The following is a 13,218-nucleotide window of genomic DNA, read 5'->3' as shown; positions in this document are numbered from 1 at the left end:
GTAGACCACCACCTGTGTTGGAGGAAGCACGATGAGCACCGCCACCGCCTCGGCGGCTCCCGCGAAGAAGCGGGGATCAGGCCTGTTCCAGGGCCTGCAGAAGGTCGGCCGCAGTTTGCAGCTCCCGATCGCCGTACTGCCGGCCGCGGGCATCATGGTCCGGCTGGGCCAGGACGACATCTTCGGCAAGGACGGCCTGGGCTGGGACAAGGTCGCCGCGGTCTTCAACAACGCGGGCAGTGCGCTGACCGGCTCGCTGCCGATCCTGTTCTGCATCGGCGTGGCGATCGGTTTCGCGAAGAAGGCGGACGGTTCGACGGCGCTGGCCGCGGTGGTCGGCTTCCTCGTCTACAGCAAGGTGCTCCAGGCGTTCCCGGTCACCGAGGCGGTGGTGAAGAAGGGCGAGGACGTCGCCGCGACGTACAACGACCCCGGGGTGCTCGGCGGCATCATCATGGGTCTGCTGGCGGCGGTGCTGTGGCAGCGGTACCACCGCAAGAAGCTGGTGGACTGGCTGGGCTTCTTCAACGGCCGCCGGCTGGTGCCGATCATCATGGCGTTCGTCGGCATCGTGGTCGGCGTCTTCTTCGGTCTGGTCTGGGAGCCCATCGGCGAGGGCATCTCCAACTTCGGTGAGTGGATGACGGGCCTGGGCGCGGGCGGCGCGGCGCTGTTCGGCGCGGTGAACCGCGGGCTGATCCCGATCGGCATGCACCAGTTCGTCAACACGGTGGCCTGGTTCCAGCTCGGCGACTTCGAGAACGCCTCCGGTGAGATCGTGCACGGCGACATCACCCGCTTCCTGGCCGGTGACCCGTCCGCCGGCATCTTCCAGTCCGGCTTCTTCCCGATCATGATGTTCGGTCTGCCGGCCGCCGCGATCGCGATCGCGCACTGCGCCCGTCCCGAGCGCCGCAAGGCCGTGATGGGCATGATGGTCTCGCTGGCGGCGACGTCGTTCGTCACGGGTGTGACCGAGCCGATCGAGTTCTCGTTCATGTTCATCGCGCCGCTGCTGTACGTGCTGCACGCGGTGCTCACCGCGGTGTCGATGGCGGTGACGTGGGGCCTGGGGGTGCACGCCGGCTTCAACTTCTCGGCCGGTGCCATCGACTACGCCCTCAACTGGCACCTGGCGACCAAGCCGTGGCTGATCATCCCGATCGGTCTGGTCTTCGCGGTCGTCTACTACGTGGTGTTCCGCTTCGCCATCGTCAAGTTCGACCTGAAGACCCCGGGCCGGGAGCCCGAGGAGGAGGTCGAGGACCTGACGAAGGCGTAGGCCGCCTGCCGCAGTACCGAGGGCCCCCGGAACCGTCCTGGTTCCGGGGGCCCTTCGTGCGTGGCGTCAGATCTCGTACGTCGCCCCCGGCGCCGCCACGTCCGACGGGCCGCCGTAGACGGCGCGGGCGTCGGCCAGGTTGACGCGGGGGTCGGTCCACGGCGGGATGTGGGTGAGGACGAGGCGGCGGGCGCCGGCGCGGGCGGCGCTCTCGCCGGCCTGGCGGCCGTTGAGGTGGAGGTCGGGGATGTCCTCCTTGCCGTGGGTGAAGGCGGCCTCGCAGAGGAACAGGTCGGTGTCCCGGGCGAGTTCGTCGAGGACGGGGGTCACGCCCGTGTCACCGGAGTAGGTCAGTGAGCGTCCGCCGTGCTCGACGCGGACGGCGTAGGCCTCCACGGGGTGGGCGACGCGCTCGGTGTGCACGGTGAAGGGCCCGACCTCGAAGGTGGACGGCTTGACCGTGTGGAAGTCGAAGACCTCGCTCATGGAGGAGGCGGAGGGCGTGTCGGCGTAGGCGGTGGTGAGCCGGTGCTCGGTGCCCTCGGGGCCGTAGACCGGCAGGGGGGCGCAGCGGCCGCCGTCGTACCGGTAGTAGCGCGCCACGAAGTAGGCGCACATGTCGATGCAGTGGTCGGCGTGCAGATGGCTGAGGAAGATCGCGTCGAGGTCGTAGAGACCGCAGTGGCGCTGCAGCTCGCCCAGGGCGCCGTTGCCCATGTCGAGGAGCAGCCGGAAGCCGTCGGCCTCGACGAGGTAGCTCGAGCAGGCCGATTCCGCGGACGGGAACGACCCCGAGCAGCCGACGACGGTGAGCTTCATGGAGCAGAAACCTCCGCTGGCGGGTGTGGAGAGACGGGGGTCGTGCGGTTCACCGAGCGTAAGGCGCAAAACCTGGGGTCGCTCCTCCGCCAGGGGCCGTTGTGGGCGAACTCACCTGCGGTGTCACCGGTTCGGCTGGAAGAGGGGGCGGTCGGGACCGCCGAGGGGGCGCGCATATGCCGCGTGCGCCGGTAACGTCGGCGGGTATGAACGCGTCCTGGTGGCTGGTGATCGCGGCGGTGGCCCTGCTGGGGCTGGTCGCGGCGCTCGTGGACGGCTGGGGCCGGGGGCACCGGCCGCCGGGGGCGCGGGTGCGGCCGCGGCCGGCGGAGATCTGGTGGGCGACCGTGCCCTACGAGGAGCGCGGGGGCGGGAAGGACCGGCCGTGCCTGGTGCTGTCGGTGCGGGGGCGGCGGGCGGTCGTCGCGAAGATCACCACGCGGTACCGGGAGGGGCGGGGCGGGGTGATCGCGCTGCCGCCGGGGTCGGTGGGGGACGCACGGGGGCGGGCGAGCTTCCTGGACACCGGTGAGCTGCGGAAGGTCCGGGTGGGGGACTTCCGGCGGCGGGTGGGGGTGGTGGACCCGGCCCTGTGGGACCAGGTCCGTCACCTCTCGTCGTAGCGGATCAGGCCCAGAGCTGGCCGTGGAGGGTCTCGATGGCCTCCTCGGTGGTGGCCGCGGTGTAGACGCCGGTGGAGAGGTACTTCCAGCCGCCGTCGGCGACGACGAAGACGACGTCGGCGCTCTCGCCGGCGTTGCGGGCCTTGGTGGCGACGCCGATCGCGGCGTGCAGGGCGGCGCCGGTGGAGACGCCCGCGAAGATGCCCTCCTGGGCGAGGAGTTCGCGGGTGCGGGTGACGGCGTCGGCGGAGCCGACGGAGTAGCGGGTGGTGAGGACGGAGGCGTCGTACAGCTCGGGGACGAAGCCCTCGTCGAGGTTGCGCAGGCCGTAGACGAGGTCGTCGTAGCGGGGCTCGGCGGCGACGATCTTGACGTCGGGCTTGTGTTCGCGCAGGTAGCGGCCGACGCCCATCAGCGTGCCCGTCGTCCCCAGGCCGGCGACGAAGTGCGTGATCGACGGGAGGTCGGTGAGGATCTCCGGGCCGGTCGTCGCGTAGTGGGCGCCGGCGTTGTCGGGGTTGCCGTACTGGTAGAGCATGACCCAGTCGGGGTGCTCGGCGGCCAGTTCCTTGGCGACGCGTACGGCGGTGTTGGAGCCGCCCGCGGCCGGGGAGGAGATGATCTCGGCGCCCCACATGCCGAGCAGGTCGCGGCGTTCCTGGGAGGTGTTCTCGGGCATGACGCAGACCATGCGGTAGCCCTTGAGCTTGGCGGCCATGGCGAGCGAGATGCCGGTGTTGCCGCTGGTCGGCTCCAGGATGGTGCAGCCGGGGGTGAGGCGGCCGTCCTTCTCCGCCTGCTCGATCATGTGCAGGGCGGGGCGGTCCTTGACCGAGCCGGTGGGGTTGCGGTCCTCCAGCTTGGCCCAGACCGAGACGTCGGCGGAGGGCGACAGCCGCGGCAGGCGCACCAGGGGGGTGTTGCCCACCGCGGCCAGCGGGGAGTCGTAGCGCATGGATATCAGGCCATACCGCCGGCGACGGCCGGCAGGATCGTGACGTTGTCGCCGTCGGTGAGCTTGGTGTCGATGCCGTCGAGGAAGCGGACGTCCTCGTCGTTGAGGTAGACGTTGACGAAGCGGCGCAGCTTGCCGTCGTCGACGATGCGGGCCTGGATGCCCTGGTGGCGGGTGTCGAGGTCGGCGAACAGGTCGGCGAGGGTTGCTCCGGTGCCCTCCACCGCCTTCTGACCGTCGGTGTAGGTGCGGAGGATGGTGGGGATGCGGACCTCGATGGCCATGGCTCAGGGCTCCTGTCGGAAGTGTCGTGGGTTTCGGAGGGCGCGCGTCAGCACGCCGCGGCTCACGGCCGTACGGCGGCAGGGCGGGGTCAACAGATGGCGCTGGCGAGCCTGCACAGGTCGACGTGCAGCCGCGCCACGAGCAGCGTGCCCGGCGTCTTCGTGCTCACGTCGTGGGAAACCATGCGGTCATCGTATCGATTCCCGGTCCGGGTTCTGGAATGTGATCTCACCCTTCGGACGATGTTCATCCGCAGTGCGAGAAGCCCGGGAATCCATCCAGATCAGTAAGCCTCGACGACCTTCACTTCCTCCTCCGTGACCTCGCTCTCCACGATGCGGAAGGAGCGGAACTGGAAGTCGCCGGCGCCGTCGGTGTCGGCGGTGGAGACCAGGACGTAGTGGGCGCCTGGCTCGTTGGCGTAGGAGATGTCGGTGCGCGAGGGGTAGGCCTCGGTGGCCGTGTGGGAGTGGTAGATGACCACCGGTTCCTCGTCGCGGTCGTCCATCTCGCGGTAGAGCTTGAGCAGGTCCTGGGAGTCGAACTCGTAGAAGGTGGGCGAGCGGGCGGCGTTCAGCATGGGGATGAAGCGCTCGGGGCGGCCGGCGCCGACGGGGCCCGCGATCACGCCGCACGCCTCGTCGGGGTGGTCCGCGCGGGAGTGGGCCACGATCTGGTCGTACAGCGTCTGGGTGATGGTCAGCATGAGAAGCAGGATAAGCAGAGGGGCCGTCCCGTACCGGTGGGTGGTACGGGACGGCCCATATGCCGGACAGCGGCCGTATCGGCAGGCGGACGGGGTCAGCCGACCTTCTCGAACTCCGGCTCTCCGCCGCGCTCGCCGCCCCGCTGGGTGACCTCGGGGTTGCGGCTCTTGAGCACCGCCCAGCCGATGCCGAGGGCGACGGCCCAGCCGGCCATCACGTACAGGCAGACGCGGGCGTCGGCGTCGTAGGCGATCAGGCCGGTGACGAAGAGCAGGAAGGCGATGGCGATGTAGGAGCAGACGGAGCCGCCGGGGGCCGGGAAGGAGGAGGCGGGCAGGCGGCCCGCGACGACCTGGCGGCGGTAGAGGACGTGGCTGATCAGGATCATCAGCCAGGTCCAGATGCCGGCGGCGGTGGCGACCGAGGTGACGTAGCCGAACGCCTTTTCGGGGACGACGTAGTTCAGGACCACGCCGATGCCCATGAAGACCACCGAGACCCCGATGCCGAGGGCCGGGGTCTTCGTCGCCGAGAGGCGGCTGAAGAAGCCGGGGGCCTCGCCGTTGTCCGCGAGGGTGCGCAGCATCCGGCCGGTGGAGTACATGCCGGAGTTGCAGGAGGACAGGGCGGCGGTGAGGACGACGAAGTTGACGATGCCGGCGCCGGCCGGGATGCCGATGACCGCGAACGCCTTGACGAAGGGGCTCGCTCCCCCGGCGAACTCGGTCCACTTCACCACGCACAGGATGACGGTGAGGGCGCCGACGTAGAACAGGGCGATGCGCCAGGGCAGCGTGTTGATCGCCTTGGGGAGGGTCTTCTCCGGGTTCTCGGACTCGCCGGCGGTGACGCCGACCAGTTCGACGGCGAGGTAGGCGAACATCACGCCCTGGAGGGTCATCAGGGAGGAGCCGACGCCCTTGGGGAAGAAGCCGTCGAAGGCCCACAGGTTGGAGACGGCGGCGGTGTCGCCGGCCTGGCTGAAGCCGAAGGTGAGCACGCCGAGGCCGATGACGATCATGCCGATGATGGCGGTGACCTTGACCATCGAGAACCAGAACTCGATCTCGCCGAAGAGCTTGACGGAGATCAGGTTGGCGACGAACAGCACGATCAGGAAGACCAGGGCCGTCACCCACTGGGGGATCCCGGGGAACCAGTAGTTGATGTAGATCGCGGCGGCGGTCAGCTCCGCCATGCCGGTGACCACCCACATCAGCCAGTACGTCCAGCCGGTGAAGTAGCCGAAGAAGGGGCCGAGGAACTCACGCGAGTACTCGGCGAAGGAGCCGGAGACCGGGCGGTAGAGCAGCAGCTCGCCCAGGGCCCGCATGATGAAGAAGATGATCAGGCCCGCGAGGGCGTACATGACGATGAGGCTGGGGCCGGCCTTGGCGATGTTGGCCCCGGCGCCCAGGAACAGGCCGACGCCGATGGCGCCGCCGATCGCGATCATCTGGACCTGGCGGCTGCCGAGCCCGCGCTCGTAGCCCTCCTCGGGGGCCTGGTCAGGGCCCTTGTCCGTGTCGACCTTCGCTGAGGTCATGTGTGGTGCGCCTTTCTCCACAACCGACCCGGGCCTTCTCGGTGGCCGCGGATCGGATCTCGATCCCCCCGGATACTGGAGCTGAGCGGGCCTGACGTCCCGCTCGTGCCTGGCCGGCGGTCCGCCGGCTCGGTGGCGCACCCGGTCGACATTCGGGTGGTGTCGGCCGGGCGATCGTGAAGATTTACCACGACTGCCTCGTGGGCCACAGGGCCGCGCTGTGACACACGCCACGGACAGATGGTGGGAAAAGCACACCGAAGGGTGCACAGCAGGGCGCCAAGGTGACGGGATCGTTATCCGGAGGCGAGGTCCCGCTGAACGGGGTTCAGGGCATGAGCGTGGCGACCAGCGTCTCCTGGAGCCCGCCCAGCCACAGGTACGCCATCACCATCGGCTTGCGCGGGTCCTCGTCCGGGAGGCGGTAGAGCAGGTCGGTGTCGTCCTCGTCGGCGATGTCCAGCCGGGAGCCGATGGCCAGGCGCAGGTCGTTCAGACAGCTCAGCCACTGTCGGGACTCGTCCGGCGACAGCTTCAGCACCGCGCCGCCCTCCCCGGCGGAGGCCGAGGCGAGGGCGTCCAGGGAGCGGACCACCGCCAGCGCGTTCTCCCGTTTGCCGGCCCGGAGGTCGTTCTCGGTGAACCGGCGGAACTCGGCGGAGTGCGCCCGCTGCTCCTCGGCCTCGGCGGCCTGCGGGGTGCCCTCGGGGTCGATGTAGGCGTCCGGGAACAGGCGCCTGAGCACCGGGTCGGCGGGCGGCTCGCTGGGGCCCTCGGCGAAGAGGTCGGCGAGCGGGTCCTCGGAGGCCTCCCCGCCGGGTCCGGGGCCGATCAGCTCAAGGAGCTGCACGGCCAGCGACCGGATGATGGAGATCTCGACGTCGTCGAGGGCGACGGCCGCGCCGCCGCCGGGGAGCGGTTCGAATTGTCCTGGCATGAAGGGGTGTCAGCTACTTCCCGGTCCTGGCTGCTTGCGGTCCTGCCGGCTGCTTGCGGTCCTGGCTGCTTGCGGTCCTGCCGGCTGCTTGCGGTCCTGGCTGCTTGCGGTCCTGCCCACTGTGCGGTCCGCCCCGCTACTTCCGGTCCTGCTGGAGGGTGGCCCACAGGCCGTAGCCGTGCATGGCCTGCACATCGCGTTCCATCTCCTCGCGGCTGCCGCTGGAGACGACCGCCCGGCCCTTGTGGTGGACGTCGAGCATGAGCTTGGTGGCCTTGTCCTTGGAGTAGCCGAAGTACGTCTGGAAGACGTAGGTCACATAGCTCATGAGGTTGACCGGGTCGTTGTGGACGATGGTGACCCAGGGGACGTCCGGCTCGGGTACGGCGAAGGCTTCTTCGGCCGGGTCGGTGCGTTCGATCTCTACGGGAGCGGGTGACGTCACATCACCCATGCTGCCACCGCAGGGGGGCGGTCGCACAAACGGGCCTGTGACGCGGATCAAAATCGTCAGACTGACGAAATGGGGGTACGATTCCGCCATGAACACAGCGGACCTCGGGCTGCCGGTCGACGTTCCCTCGACGGCGCTCTTCACGGACCAGTACGAGCTGACGATGCTGCGGGCCGCTCTGGCGGCGGGCACGGCCGGGCGCCGCAGCGTGTTCGAGGTCTTCACCCGGCGGCTGCCCGACGGGCGGCGGTACGGCGTGGTGGCCGGCACCGGGCGGGTCCTCGACGCCGTCGAGAACTTCCGCTTCGACACCGGCGTCCTCGACTTCCTGCGGGAGCGGGAGATCGTCGACGATCCGACCCTGGCCTGGCTGGCGGACTACCGCTTCAGCGGCGACATCTGGGGCTACCCGGAGGGCGAGGTGTACTTCCCGGGCTCGCCGGTCATGCGGGTGGAGGGCAGCTTCGCCGAGTGCGTGCTCCTGGAGACCGTGATCCTGTCCATCCTCAACCACGACTCGGCGATCGCCGCCGCGGCCTCCCGGATGGCCTCCGCGGCCGGGGAGCGTCCGCTGATCGAGATGGGCGCCCGGCGCACCCACGAGCTGGCCGCCGTGGCCGCCGCCCGCGCCGCCTACGTCGGCGGCTTCGCCACCACCTCCGACCTGGCCGCGGGTTTCCGCTACGGCATCCCGACCGTCGGCACCTCGGCGCACGCCTTCACGCTGCTGCACGACCGCGAGCGGGACGCCTTCCGCGCCCAGGTCGACTCCCTCGGCTCGGGCACGACCCTGCTGGTGGACACCTACGACGTGGCCGAGGCGGTCCGTACGGCGGTGGAGGTGGCCGGTCCGGGGCTCGGCGCGGTGCGGATCGACTCCGGCGACCTGCTGCTGGTCGCGCACCGGGTGCGGCAGCAGCTGGACGAGCTGGGCGCACGGGACACGAAGATCGTCGTCACCTCCGACCTGGACGAGTACGCCATCGCCTCGCTGGCGGCGGCGCCCGTGGACGCCTACGGGGTCGGCACCCAGCTGGTGACCGGCTCCGGGCACCCGACCGCGTCCATGGTCTACAAGCTGGTCGCCCGCGCGGAGTCCGACGACCCGAAGGCGCCGCTGGTGCCGGTGGCGAAGAAGTCCAGCGGCGGCAAGACCTCCATGGGGGGACGCAAGTGGGCCGCGCGACGGCTGGACGCGGACGGGTACGCCGAGGCGGAGGTGGTCGGCACCGGGCCGGTGCCCGCCGCGCTGGCCGGCCGGCAGCTCCTGGTCGAGCTGGTCAAGGGCGGCGCGGTGGTCGCCCGCGAGCCGCTGGACGTGGCCCGGGACCGGCACGCGGCGGCCCGCGCCGCCCTGCCGCTCTCCGCCACCCAGCTCTCCCGAGGGGAACCCGTGATTCCGACGGAGTACGCCGCCGAGGGCTCGGGTAACTAAAGCGAGTGCGCAGCGACACCTCCGGCGGATCTCCGCCCACCTCAGTCATCGCCGTTCCGACAGCCGAAGGACACCGACCATGCGCCGCGCCTTGATCGTCGTAGACGTGCAGAACGACTTCTGTGAGGGGGGCAGCCTCGCCGTCGCCGGAGGTGCCGACGTGGCCGCCGCCGTCACCGAGCTGATCGGGCAGGCGCCGGCCGGGTACCGCCACGTGGTGGCCACCCGGGACCACCACATCGCGCCCGGCAACCACTTCGCCGACCAGCCCGACTACGAGCACACCTGGCCCCCGCACTGCGTCGCCGGGACGGAGGGCGTGGGCTTCCACCCGAACTTCGCCCCCGCCGTCGCCTCCGGCGCGGTCGACGCCGTCTTCAGCAAGGGGGCGTACGCGGCGGCCTACAGCGGCTTCGAGGGCGCCGACGAGAACGGCGTACGGCTCGGGGACTGGCTGCGCGACCGGGAGATCGACGAGGTCGACGTGGTCGGCATCGCCACCGACCACTGCGTCCGGGCCACCGCGCTGGACGCCGTACGGGAGGGCTTCCGTACGCAGGTGCTGCTCGACCTGACCGCCGGGGTGGCCGCCGTGACCACCGAGCGGGCGCTGGAGGAGCTGCGGGAGGCGGGCGTGGAGCTGTCCGGGAAGCCCGTCGTGCAGTGAGCCGTCACATCGGGGCGGTCGAGGGTCTGAGCAGCGCCCGGATGGGGTGCCACAGCTCCTGGACCAGCTCCGGGCCGAGGGCGGGTGCGTCCGCCGGGGCCGTGCGCCACACCAGGCCGTCCGGGTGGTGCAGTACGGCGGTGATCTCGTCGGGGGTCGGCGGGGCGGCGTTGCCCCGCAGGTAGACGGCGCGCAGCCCGAGGTTGCGCAGCCTGGTCAGGGCGCGCGCCCGGTTGCCGGCGTGGACGAGGACGCGGACGGCGGGGCTCGGCAGGTTCAGCGCCACCACCACGGTGCCGTTCGGCAGCTTGCAGAAACCTCCTGTGGCCATGCGGTCATACCCCCGTACCAGCCGGTGTCAATAAGAGAACCACACCACGCACCTAAACACGGATCGGCGGCGACCCGCCAGAGGGTCGCCGCCGATCATGCTCTGACCTGCTAGAACGCGGATTATTTCACCGCGGGGCCGACTTCCAGCTCGATCGTGGAGCCGTCGCGGGCCTCCTTGGTGATCTTGATCTTGGTGTTGGTGTCAGTGACCCGGACGCCGCCGGTCGGGTTCGACTCGTCGTAGTAGTCGCTGGTGTGATCGTTGAAGACCGGCACCCCCCGCGCGGACGGCACGCGGGTGACGACGTCCGCCTTGTGCAGGGTGAGGGCGTCGGTGCGGTAGGTGCTGAAGGGCGAGTCGTACGCCTGGAACCTGTTGCGCATCAGCGTGCCGTCGGACCACTTCAGGGCCGTCGGGTGCGCGTCGACGGGGAGGATGAGGCCGGTGCCCGGGTGGACGCTGGTGTTGTCGTCCGCCTGGGAGGTGTCCCACTTCCAGATCAACAGGCCGTTCTGGTACGGGAAGTGCTCCACCCAGTCCGGACGGGTCGTCGAGAAGCCGAAGTTGTACGGGCCCGTCTTCAACGTCGTGTCGTAGGAGACGTACTGGCGGTTCTCCGCGATGTAGTACTGCGCGTAGTCCTTGGTGAAGGACGCGCCGACGCGGGAGAAGCCGGTGGCCGTCCAGGCCGCGTCCGCGGACTCGGCGTCGTCGCTGAACAGCGCGGTGCCGTCGGCCGTGACGGTGATCTCGTCGGCGGTGAAGCCCTTCTGCGCCACGCCGCCGTCGGTCTGGTAGCGGAAGCGGACGTCGATCTTCTGGCCGGCGTAGGCGTCCAGCGGGTACGCCAGCTTCTGGTGGGCGTCGACCGAGCCGGTGAGGGCGGGCTTGTCGCTGCCGTCGCGCGGGATCGCCTGGCCGTCGGCGGTGCCGTCCAGGGGCGTCCAGGTGGCGCCGCCGTCGGTGGAGACCTCGGTGTAGAGGTAGTCGTAGCCGGACTCGATGTCCCACCAGCCGTCGAGGGTGAGTGCGGCGGAGGACTTGCCGGTGAGGTCGACGGTGCGGGCGAGGGTGTTGCGCAGGTCGTCGCCGCTGCCGCTCCACCACTGGCTCGCGCCCTGGGCGGGCTCGACGACCTCGGTGGTGACGGTCTTGTCGGGCAGGGTGACGATCAGCGCCTGGTCGTTCTCGGTGTTGTACTCCGCGACGCCCAGCTTGTGCCGGGACCTGGTCCCGGCCTCGGCGGTGGTGTAGTCGAGCCAGCCGAGCTGGAGCTTGTCCCAGGCGTTCATGTCGCCGGGCAGGTCACCGATGGCGTCCTCGCCCCGGCCGAGCCAGGAACCGGAGGACATCAGCGTCCAGAAACCGGTGGAGTTCTCGCCGCCCGCCGTGTCGTACTCGTCGGGCAGGCCGAGGTCGTGGCCGTACTCGTGGGCGAAGACGCCGAGGCCGCCGTTCTCCGGCTGGATGGTGTAGTCACCGACCCACAGACCGGTGTCGCCGATCTCGGTGCCGCCGAGCTTGTTGTCCGCCGGGCCGGTGGAGCCGGCGTCGGTGCCGAAGGCGTACCAGCGGTGCGCCCAGATCGCGTCCTCGCCCTGCGCGCCGCCGCCGGCCGACTCGTCCTCGCCGGCGTGCACCAGCTGGAAGTGGTCGATGTAGCCGTCGGGTTCGTTGAAGTCGCCGTCGCCGTCGTAGTCGTAGCGGTCCCAGAGGTCGTACTCGGAGAGGTCCGCCTTGATGTCGGCGAGCGAGCGGCCCGCGGCCTCCTGGTCGGCGACCCAGGCGGTGACGCCGTCCTGGACCGCGTTCCAGGCGCAGGTGTCGCAGTCGTTGGAGCCGTAACGGGCCTCGTTGTAGGGGACCTTGACCCAGTCGGTGACCTCGCCGTCGACCGAGTAGCGGCCCGAGGACTGCTTCTCGTAGTACTTCTTCAGCGACTCGGTGTCCTCGCCGGTGCCGAAGTAGAGGTCCTCGTAGTGCTGCTGGTCGTAATCCGCCAGCCAGTCGGTGCTGTTGTCGACGGAGCGGTCCGGCTCGGCGATCTGGTTGTGCAGCGGGCCGGGGGTGCCGCCGTAGCGGCTGTCGATCTGGTCGCCGAACTCGACCAGGATGGTGAAGATCTTGTCGGTCTTCTCCCGGCCCAGTTCCACGTACTTGGTGTCGCCCTTCTTGCCCCTGAGGGCGACGACCTTGGAACCGTCGCGGTCCTTGGCGGTGGCGTCGCCGGATATCAGCCGGTTCAGGGCCTCTTGGCGCTGCGCCTCCTGGGTCTTGCTGAGCGGGCCGTCGAGGTCGTGCTCCCGCTGCTTCGTGGGCTGCGGGTCGTGCCGGTCGACGGCGGCGGGCCGGGCGGACGGGGCCTCCTCGGCCGCCGCGGCGGTGGAGAACGTCGCGGTGGCGGTGGCTGCGGCGAGCGCTACGGCTGTCGCGGTCACCCGGAACGTCCAGGGTCTGCTGGTCACTTGAAATCCTCCCCCGCGTCCGCGTGCGGTGCACTCGTGTTCAACGCGTGTAGTCAAGTGACGACATTTGACTGGAGATTCAGAAGAAAAGACAGACCTTGACTTGGACAGATCAAGAGCGTTATGCGGATGCGCGATCCGTTAAACGGACACGTGGGGGAAATGGCGGGGAAACCTGACAGGCGCGTATGACTGTCCACTTGGTGGACGTCATGACACCGTGCGCCCCCCGTGCTGCGCACCGTAGGTCAGGTCACGCTTACCGTTCGTTCCCCTCGGGCATGCGACCGATTAGAGTCGTTTGGCGGAACGCTTGGGAGTCGGCGGAAAGCCAGGCCGACCGCCCGTCTCACCCCCGAGATCACCCCTTTTCGAGGACACGATGGCCATGCCCCGTCCGACTGTCGCACAGTTCGCCTACGGTTCCCTCACCGTGATCCTCTCGACGTTCGCCATGCTGCTGCTGTCGCAGACGACCTCCGCCGGGTGGATCGCCGTCGTCGCCGTCGTGGCGCTCACCCTGGGACTGCTGGTGGCGATGACCGTACCGACGCCCAAGCCGCGTACGGTCGCCGTCCACCGGCCGGCCGCCACGACCGGCGCCGCCGCCGACGCGGCGCCGGTGCCCGTGGCGTCCCGCGCCGCCGGCGAGGCGGTGGGCCAGCGCGCGGCCTGAGGCGCACGATCGCGTGACATGGCTGTGGGGCGG

Annotated in this window: 15 protein-coding genes; 5 read left to right on the top strand and 10 right to left on the bottom strand. The window is 70.0% G+C overall.

All coding sequences use genetic code 11. The annotated features are described in order from the left end of the window. Positions 1 to 31: 31 nt before the first annotated feature. Positions 32 to 1,282, top strand: a complete 1,251-nt coding sequence (locus tag J7I94_RS09240; RefSeq protein WP_215166486.1) for a PTS transporter subunit EIIC — start codon at positions 32 to 34, stop codon at positions 1,280 to 1,282. Positions 1,283 to 1,348: 66 nt separating this feature from the next. Here J7I94_RS09240 and J7I94_RS09235 read toward each other — a convergent pair whose 3' ends face one another. Next, on the bottom strand, positions 1,349 to 2,101 hold the full coding sequence (locus J7I94_RS09235; RefSeq protein WP_215166485.1) for an MBL fold metallo-hydrolase: 753 nt from the start codon (positions 2,099 to 2,101) through the stop codon (positions 1,349 to 1,351). Between the two features lie 206 nt (positions 2,102 to 2,307). Here J7I94_RS09235 and J7I94_RS09230 point away from each other — a divergent pair, with 206 nt between their 5' ends. Then, complete coding sequence (locus tag J7I94_RS09230) at positions 2,308 to 2,724, top strand: type II toxin-antitoxin system PemK/MazF family toxin (protein WP_215166484.1); 417 nt, start codon at positions 2,308 to 2,310, stop codon at positions 2,722 to 2,724. A gap of 4 nt (positions 2,725 to 2,728) precedes the next feature. Here J7I94_RS09230 and J7I94_RS09225 read toward each other — a convergent pair whose 3' ends face one another. The 7 genes from J7I94_RS09225 to clpS form a co-directional block, all read right to left on the bottom strand. Then, positions 2,729 to 3,679 (bottom strand): PLP-dependent cysteine synthase family protein, encoded by a 951-nt coding sequence (locus tag J7I94_RS09225; RefSeq protein WP_215166483.1) that lies wholly within the window; start codon positions 3,677 to 3,679, stop codon positions 2,729 to 2,731. Positions 3,680 to 3,684: 5 nt separating this feature from the next. Further along, the gene (locus J7I94_RS09220; protein WP_215166482.1) at positions 3,685 to 3,963 is read right to left on the bottom strand and encodes a MoaD/ThiS family protein; all 279 of its coding nucleotides are present in this window, start codon (positions 3,961 to 3,963) and stop codon (positions 3,685 to 3,687) included. An 89-nt stretch (positions 3,964 to 4,052) separates the two neighbouring features. Beyond that, positions 4,053 to 4,148 (bottom strand): putative leader peptide, encoded by a 96-nt coding sequence (locus J7I94_RS39495; RefSeq protein ID WP_374198371.1) that lies wholly within the window; start codon positions 4,146 to 4,148, stop codon positions 4,053 to 4,055. A 99-nt stretch (positions 4,149 to 4,247) separates the two neighbouring features. Continuing rightward, positions 4,248 to 4,670 (bottom strand): Mov34/MPN/PAD-1 family protein, encoded by a 423-nt coding sequence (locus tag J7I94_RS09215; RefSeq protein WP_215166481.1) that lies wholly within the window; start codon positions 4,668 to 4,670, stop codon positions 4,248 to 4,250. Between the two features lie 95 nt (positions 4,671 to 4,765). Further along, complete coding sequence (locus J7I94_RS09210; protein WP_215166480.1) at positions 4,766 to 6,217, bottom strand: amino acid permease; 1,452 nt, start codon at positions 6,215 to 6,217, stop codon at positions 4,766 to 4,768. 328 nt (positions 6,218 to 6,545) lie between these two features. After that, positions 6,546 to 7,154: a DUF2017 domain-containing protein gene (locus J7I94_RS09205; protein WP_215166479.1), complete on the bottom strand. Its 609-nt coding sequence runs from the start codon at positions 7,152 to 7,154 to the stop codon at positions 6,546 to 6,548. A 136-nt stretch (positions 7,155 to 7,290) separates the two neighbouring features. After that, positions 7,291 to 7,608: an ATP-dependent Clp protease adapter ClpS gene (gene clpS, locus J7I94_RS09200; RefSeq protein WP_215166478.1), complete on the bottom strand. Its 318-nt coding sequence runs from the start codon at positions 7,606 to 7,608 to the stop codon at positions 7,291 to 7,293. A gap of 88 nt (positions 7,609 to 7,696) precedes the next feature. On the opposite strand from clpS, the gene J7I94_RS09195 reads away from it, so the two are divergent. Then, positions 7,697 to 9,043, top strand: coding sequence for a nicotinate phosphoribosyltransferase (locus J7I94_RS09195; protein ID WP_215166477.1), 1,347 nt, complete (start codon positions 7,697 to 7,699; stop codon positions 9,041 to 9,043). Positions 9,044 to 9,122: 79 nt separating this feature from the next. Next, positions 9,123 to 9,710, top strand: a complete 588-nt coding sequence (locus J7I94_RS09190) for an isochorismatase family protein (protein ID WP_215166476.1) — start codon at positions 9,123 to 9,125, stop codon at positions 9,708 to 9,710. 4 nt (positions 9,711 to 9,714) lie between these two features. On the opposite strand, the gene J7I94_RS09185 is transcribed toward J7I94_RS09190, so the two are convergent. Together J7I94_RS09185 and J7I94_RS09180 are read right to left on the bottom strand one after the other, a co-directional pair. Further along, positions 9,715 to 10,041 carry a hypothetical protein gene (locus J7I94_RS09185; protein ID WP_215166475.1) on the bottom strand — a complete coding sequence of 109 codons (327 nt, stop codon included), beginning with the start codon at positions 10,039 to 10,041 and terminating at the stop codon, positions 9,715 to 9,717. Between the two features lie 122 nt (positions 10,042 to 10,163). Beyond that, complete coding sequence (locus J7I94_RS09180) at positions 10,164 to 12,509, bottom strand: immune inhibitor A domain-containing protein (protein WP_215166474.1); 2,346 nt, start codon at positions 12,507 to 12,509, stop codon at positions 10,164 to 10,166. A gap of 388 nt (positions 12,510 to 12,897) precedes the next feature. Here J7I94_RS09180 and J7I94_RS09175 point away from each other — a divergent pair, with 388 nt between their 5' ends. Beyond that, on the top strand, positions 12,898 to 13,185 hold the full coding sequence (locus J7I94_RS09175) for a hypothetical protein (RefSeq protein WP_215166473.1): 288 nt from the start codon (positions 12,898 to 12,900) through the stop codon (positions 13,183 to 13,185). Positions 13,186 to 13,218 lie beyond the last annotated feature (33 nt).

The organism is Streptomyces sp. ISL-12 (assembly GCF_018614415.1).
Taxonomy (GTDB): Bacteria; Actinomycetota; Actinomycetes; order Streptomycetales; family Streptomycetaceae; genus Streptomyces.
This window is presented reverse-complemented; position numbering and strand designations above follow the sequence as displayed.

What these genes read in the sequence shown, in the direction of transcription:
- J7I94_RS09215 (WP_215166481.1), bottom strand. Translation starts at nt 4,670, where the DNA reads ATGCTGACCATCACCCAGACGCTGTACGACCAGATCGTGGCCCACTCC.
- J7I94_RS09240 (WP_215166486.1), top strand. Translation starts at nt 32, where the DNA reads ATGAGCACCGCCACCGCCTCGGCGGCTCCCGCGAAGAAGCGGGGATCA.
- J7I94_RS09175 (WP_215166473.1), top strand. Translation starts at nt 12,898, where the DNA reads ATGCCCCGTCCGACTGTCGCACAGTTCGCCTACGGTTCCCTCACCGTG.
- J7I94_RS09225 (WP_215166483.1), bottom strand. Translation starts at nt 3,679, where the DNA reads ATGCGCTACGACTCCCCGCTGGCCGCGGTGGGCAACACCCCCCTGGTG.
- J7I94_RS09190 (WP_215166476.1), top strand. Translation starts at nt 9,123, where the DNA reads ATGCGCCGCGCCTTGATCGTCGTAGACGTGCAGAACGACTTCTGTGAG.
- clpS (WP_215166478.1), bottom strand. Translation starts at nt 7,608, where the DNA reads ATGGGTGATGTGACGTCACCCGCTCCCGTAGAGATCGAACGCACCGAC.
- J7I94_RS09205 (WP_215166479.1), bottom strand. Translation starts at nt 7,154, where the DNA reads ATGCCAGGACAATTCGAACCGCTCCCCGGCGGCGGCGCGGCCGTCGCC.
- J7I94_RS09220 (WP_215166482.1), bottom strand. Translation starts at nt 3,963, where the DNA reads ATGGCCATCGAGGTCCGCATCCCCACCATCCTCCGCACCTACACCGAC.
- J7I94_RS09235 (WP_215166485.1), bottom strand. Translation starts at nt 2,101, where the DNA reads ATGAAGCTCACCGTCGTCGGCTGCTCGGGGTCGTTCCCGTCCGCGGAA.
- J7I94_RS09230 (WP_215166484.1), top strand. Translation starts at nt 2,308, where the DNA reads ATGAACGCGTCCTGGTGGCTGGTGATCGCGGCGGTGGCCCTGCTGGGG.
- J7I94_RS09210 (WP_215166480.1), bottom strand. Translation starts at nt 6,217, where the DNA reads ATGACCTCAGCGAAGGTCGACACGGACAAGGGCCCTGACCAGGCCCCC.
- J7I94_RS09195 (WP_215166477.1), top strand. Translation starts at nt 7,697, where the DNA reads ATGAACACAGCGGACCTCGGGCTGCCGGTCGACGTTCCCTCGACGGCG.
- J7I94_RS09185 (WP_215166475.1), bottom strand. Translation starts at nt 10,041, where the DNA reads ATGGCCACAGGAGGTTTCTGCAAGCTGCCGAACGGCACCGTGGTGGTG.
- J7I94_RS39495 (WP_374198371.1), bottom strand. Translation starts at nt 4,148, where the DNA reads ATGGTTTCCCACGACGTGAGCACGAAGACGCCGGGCACGCTGCTCGTG.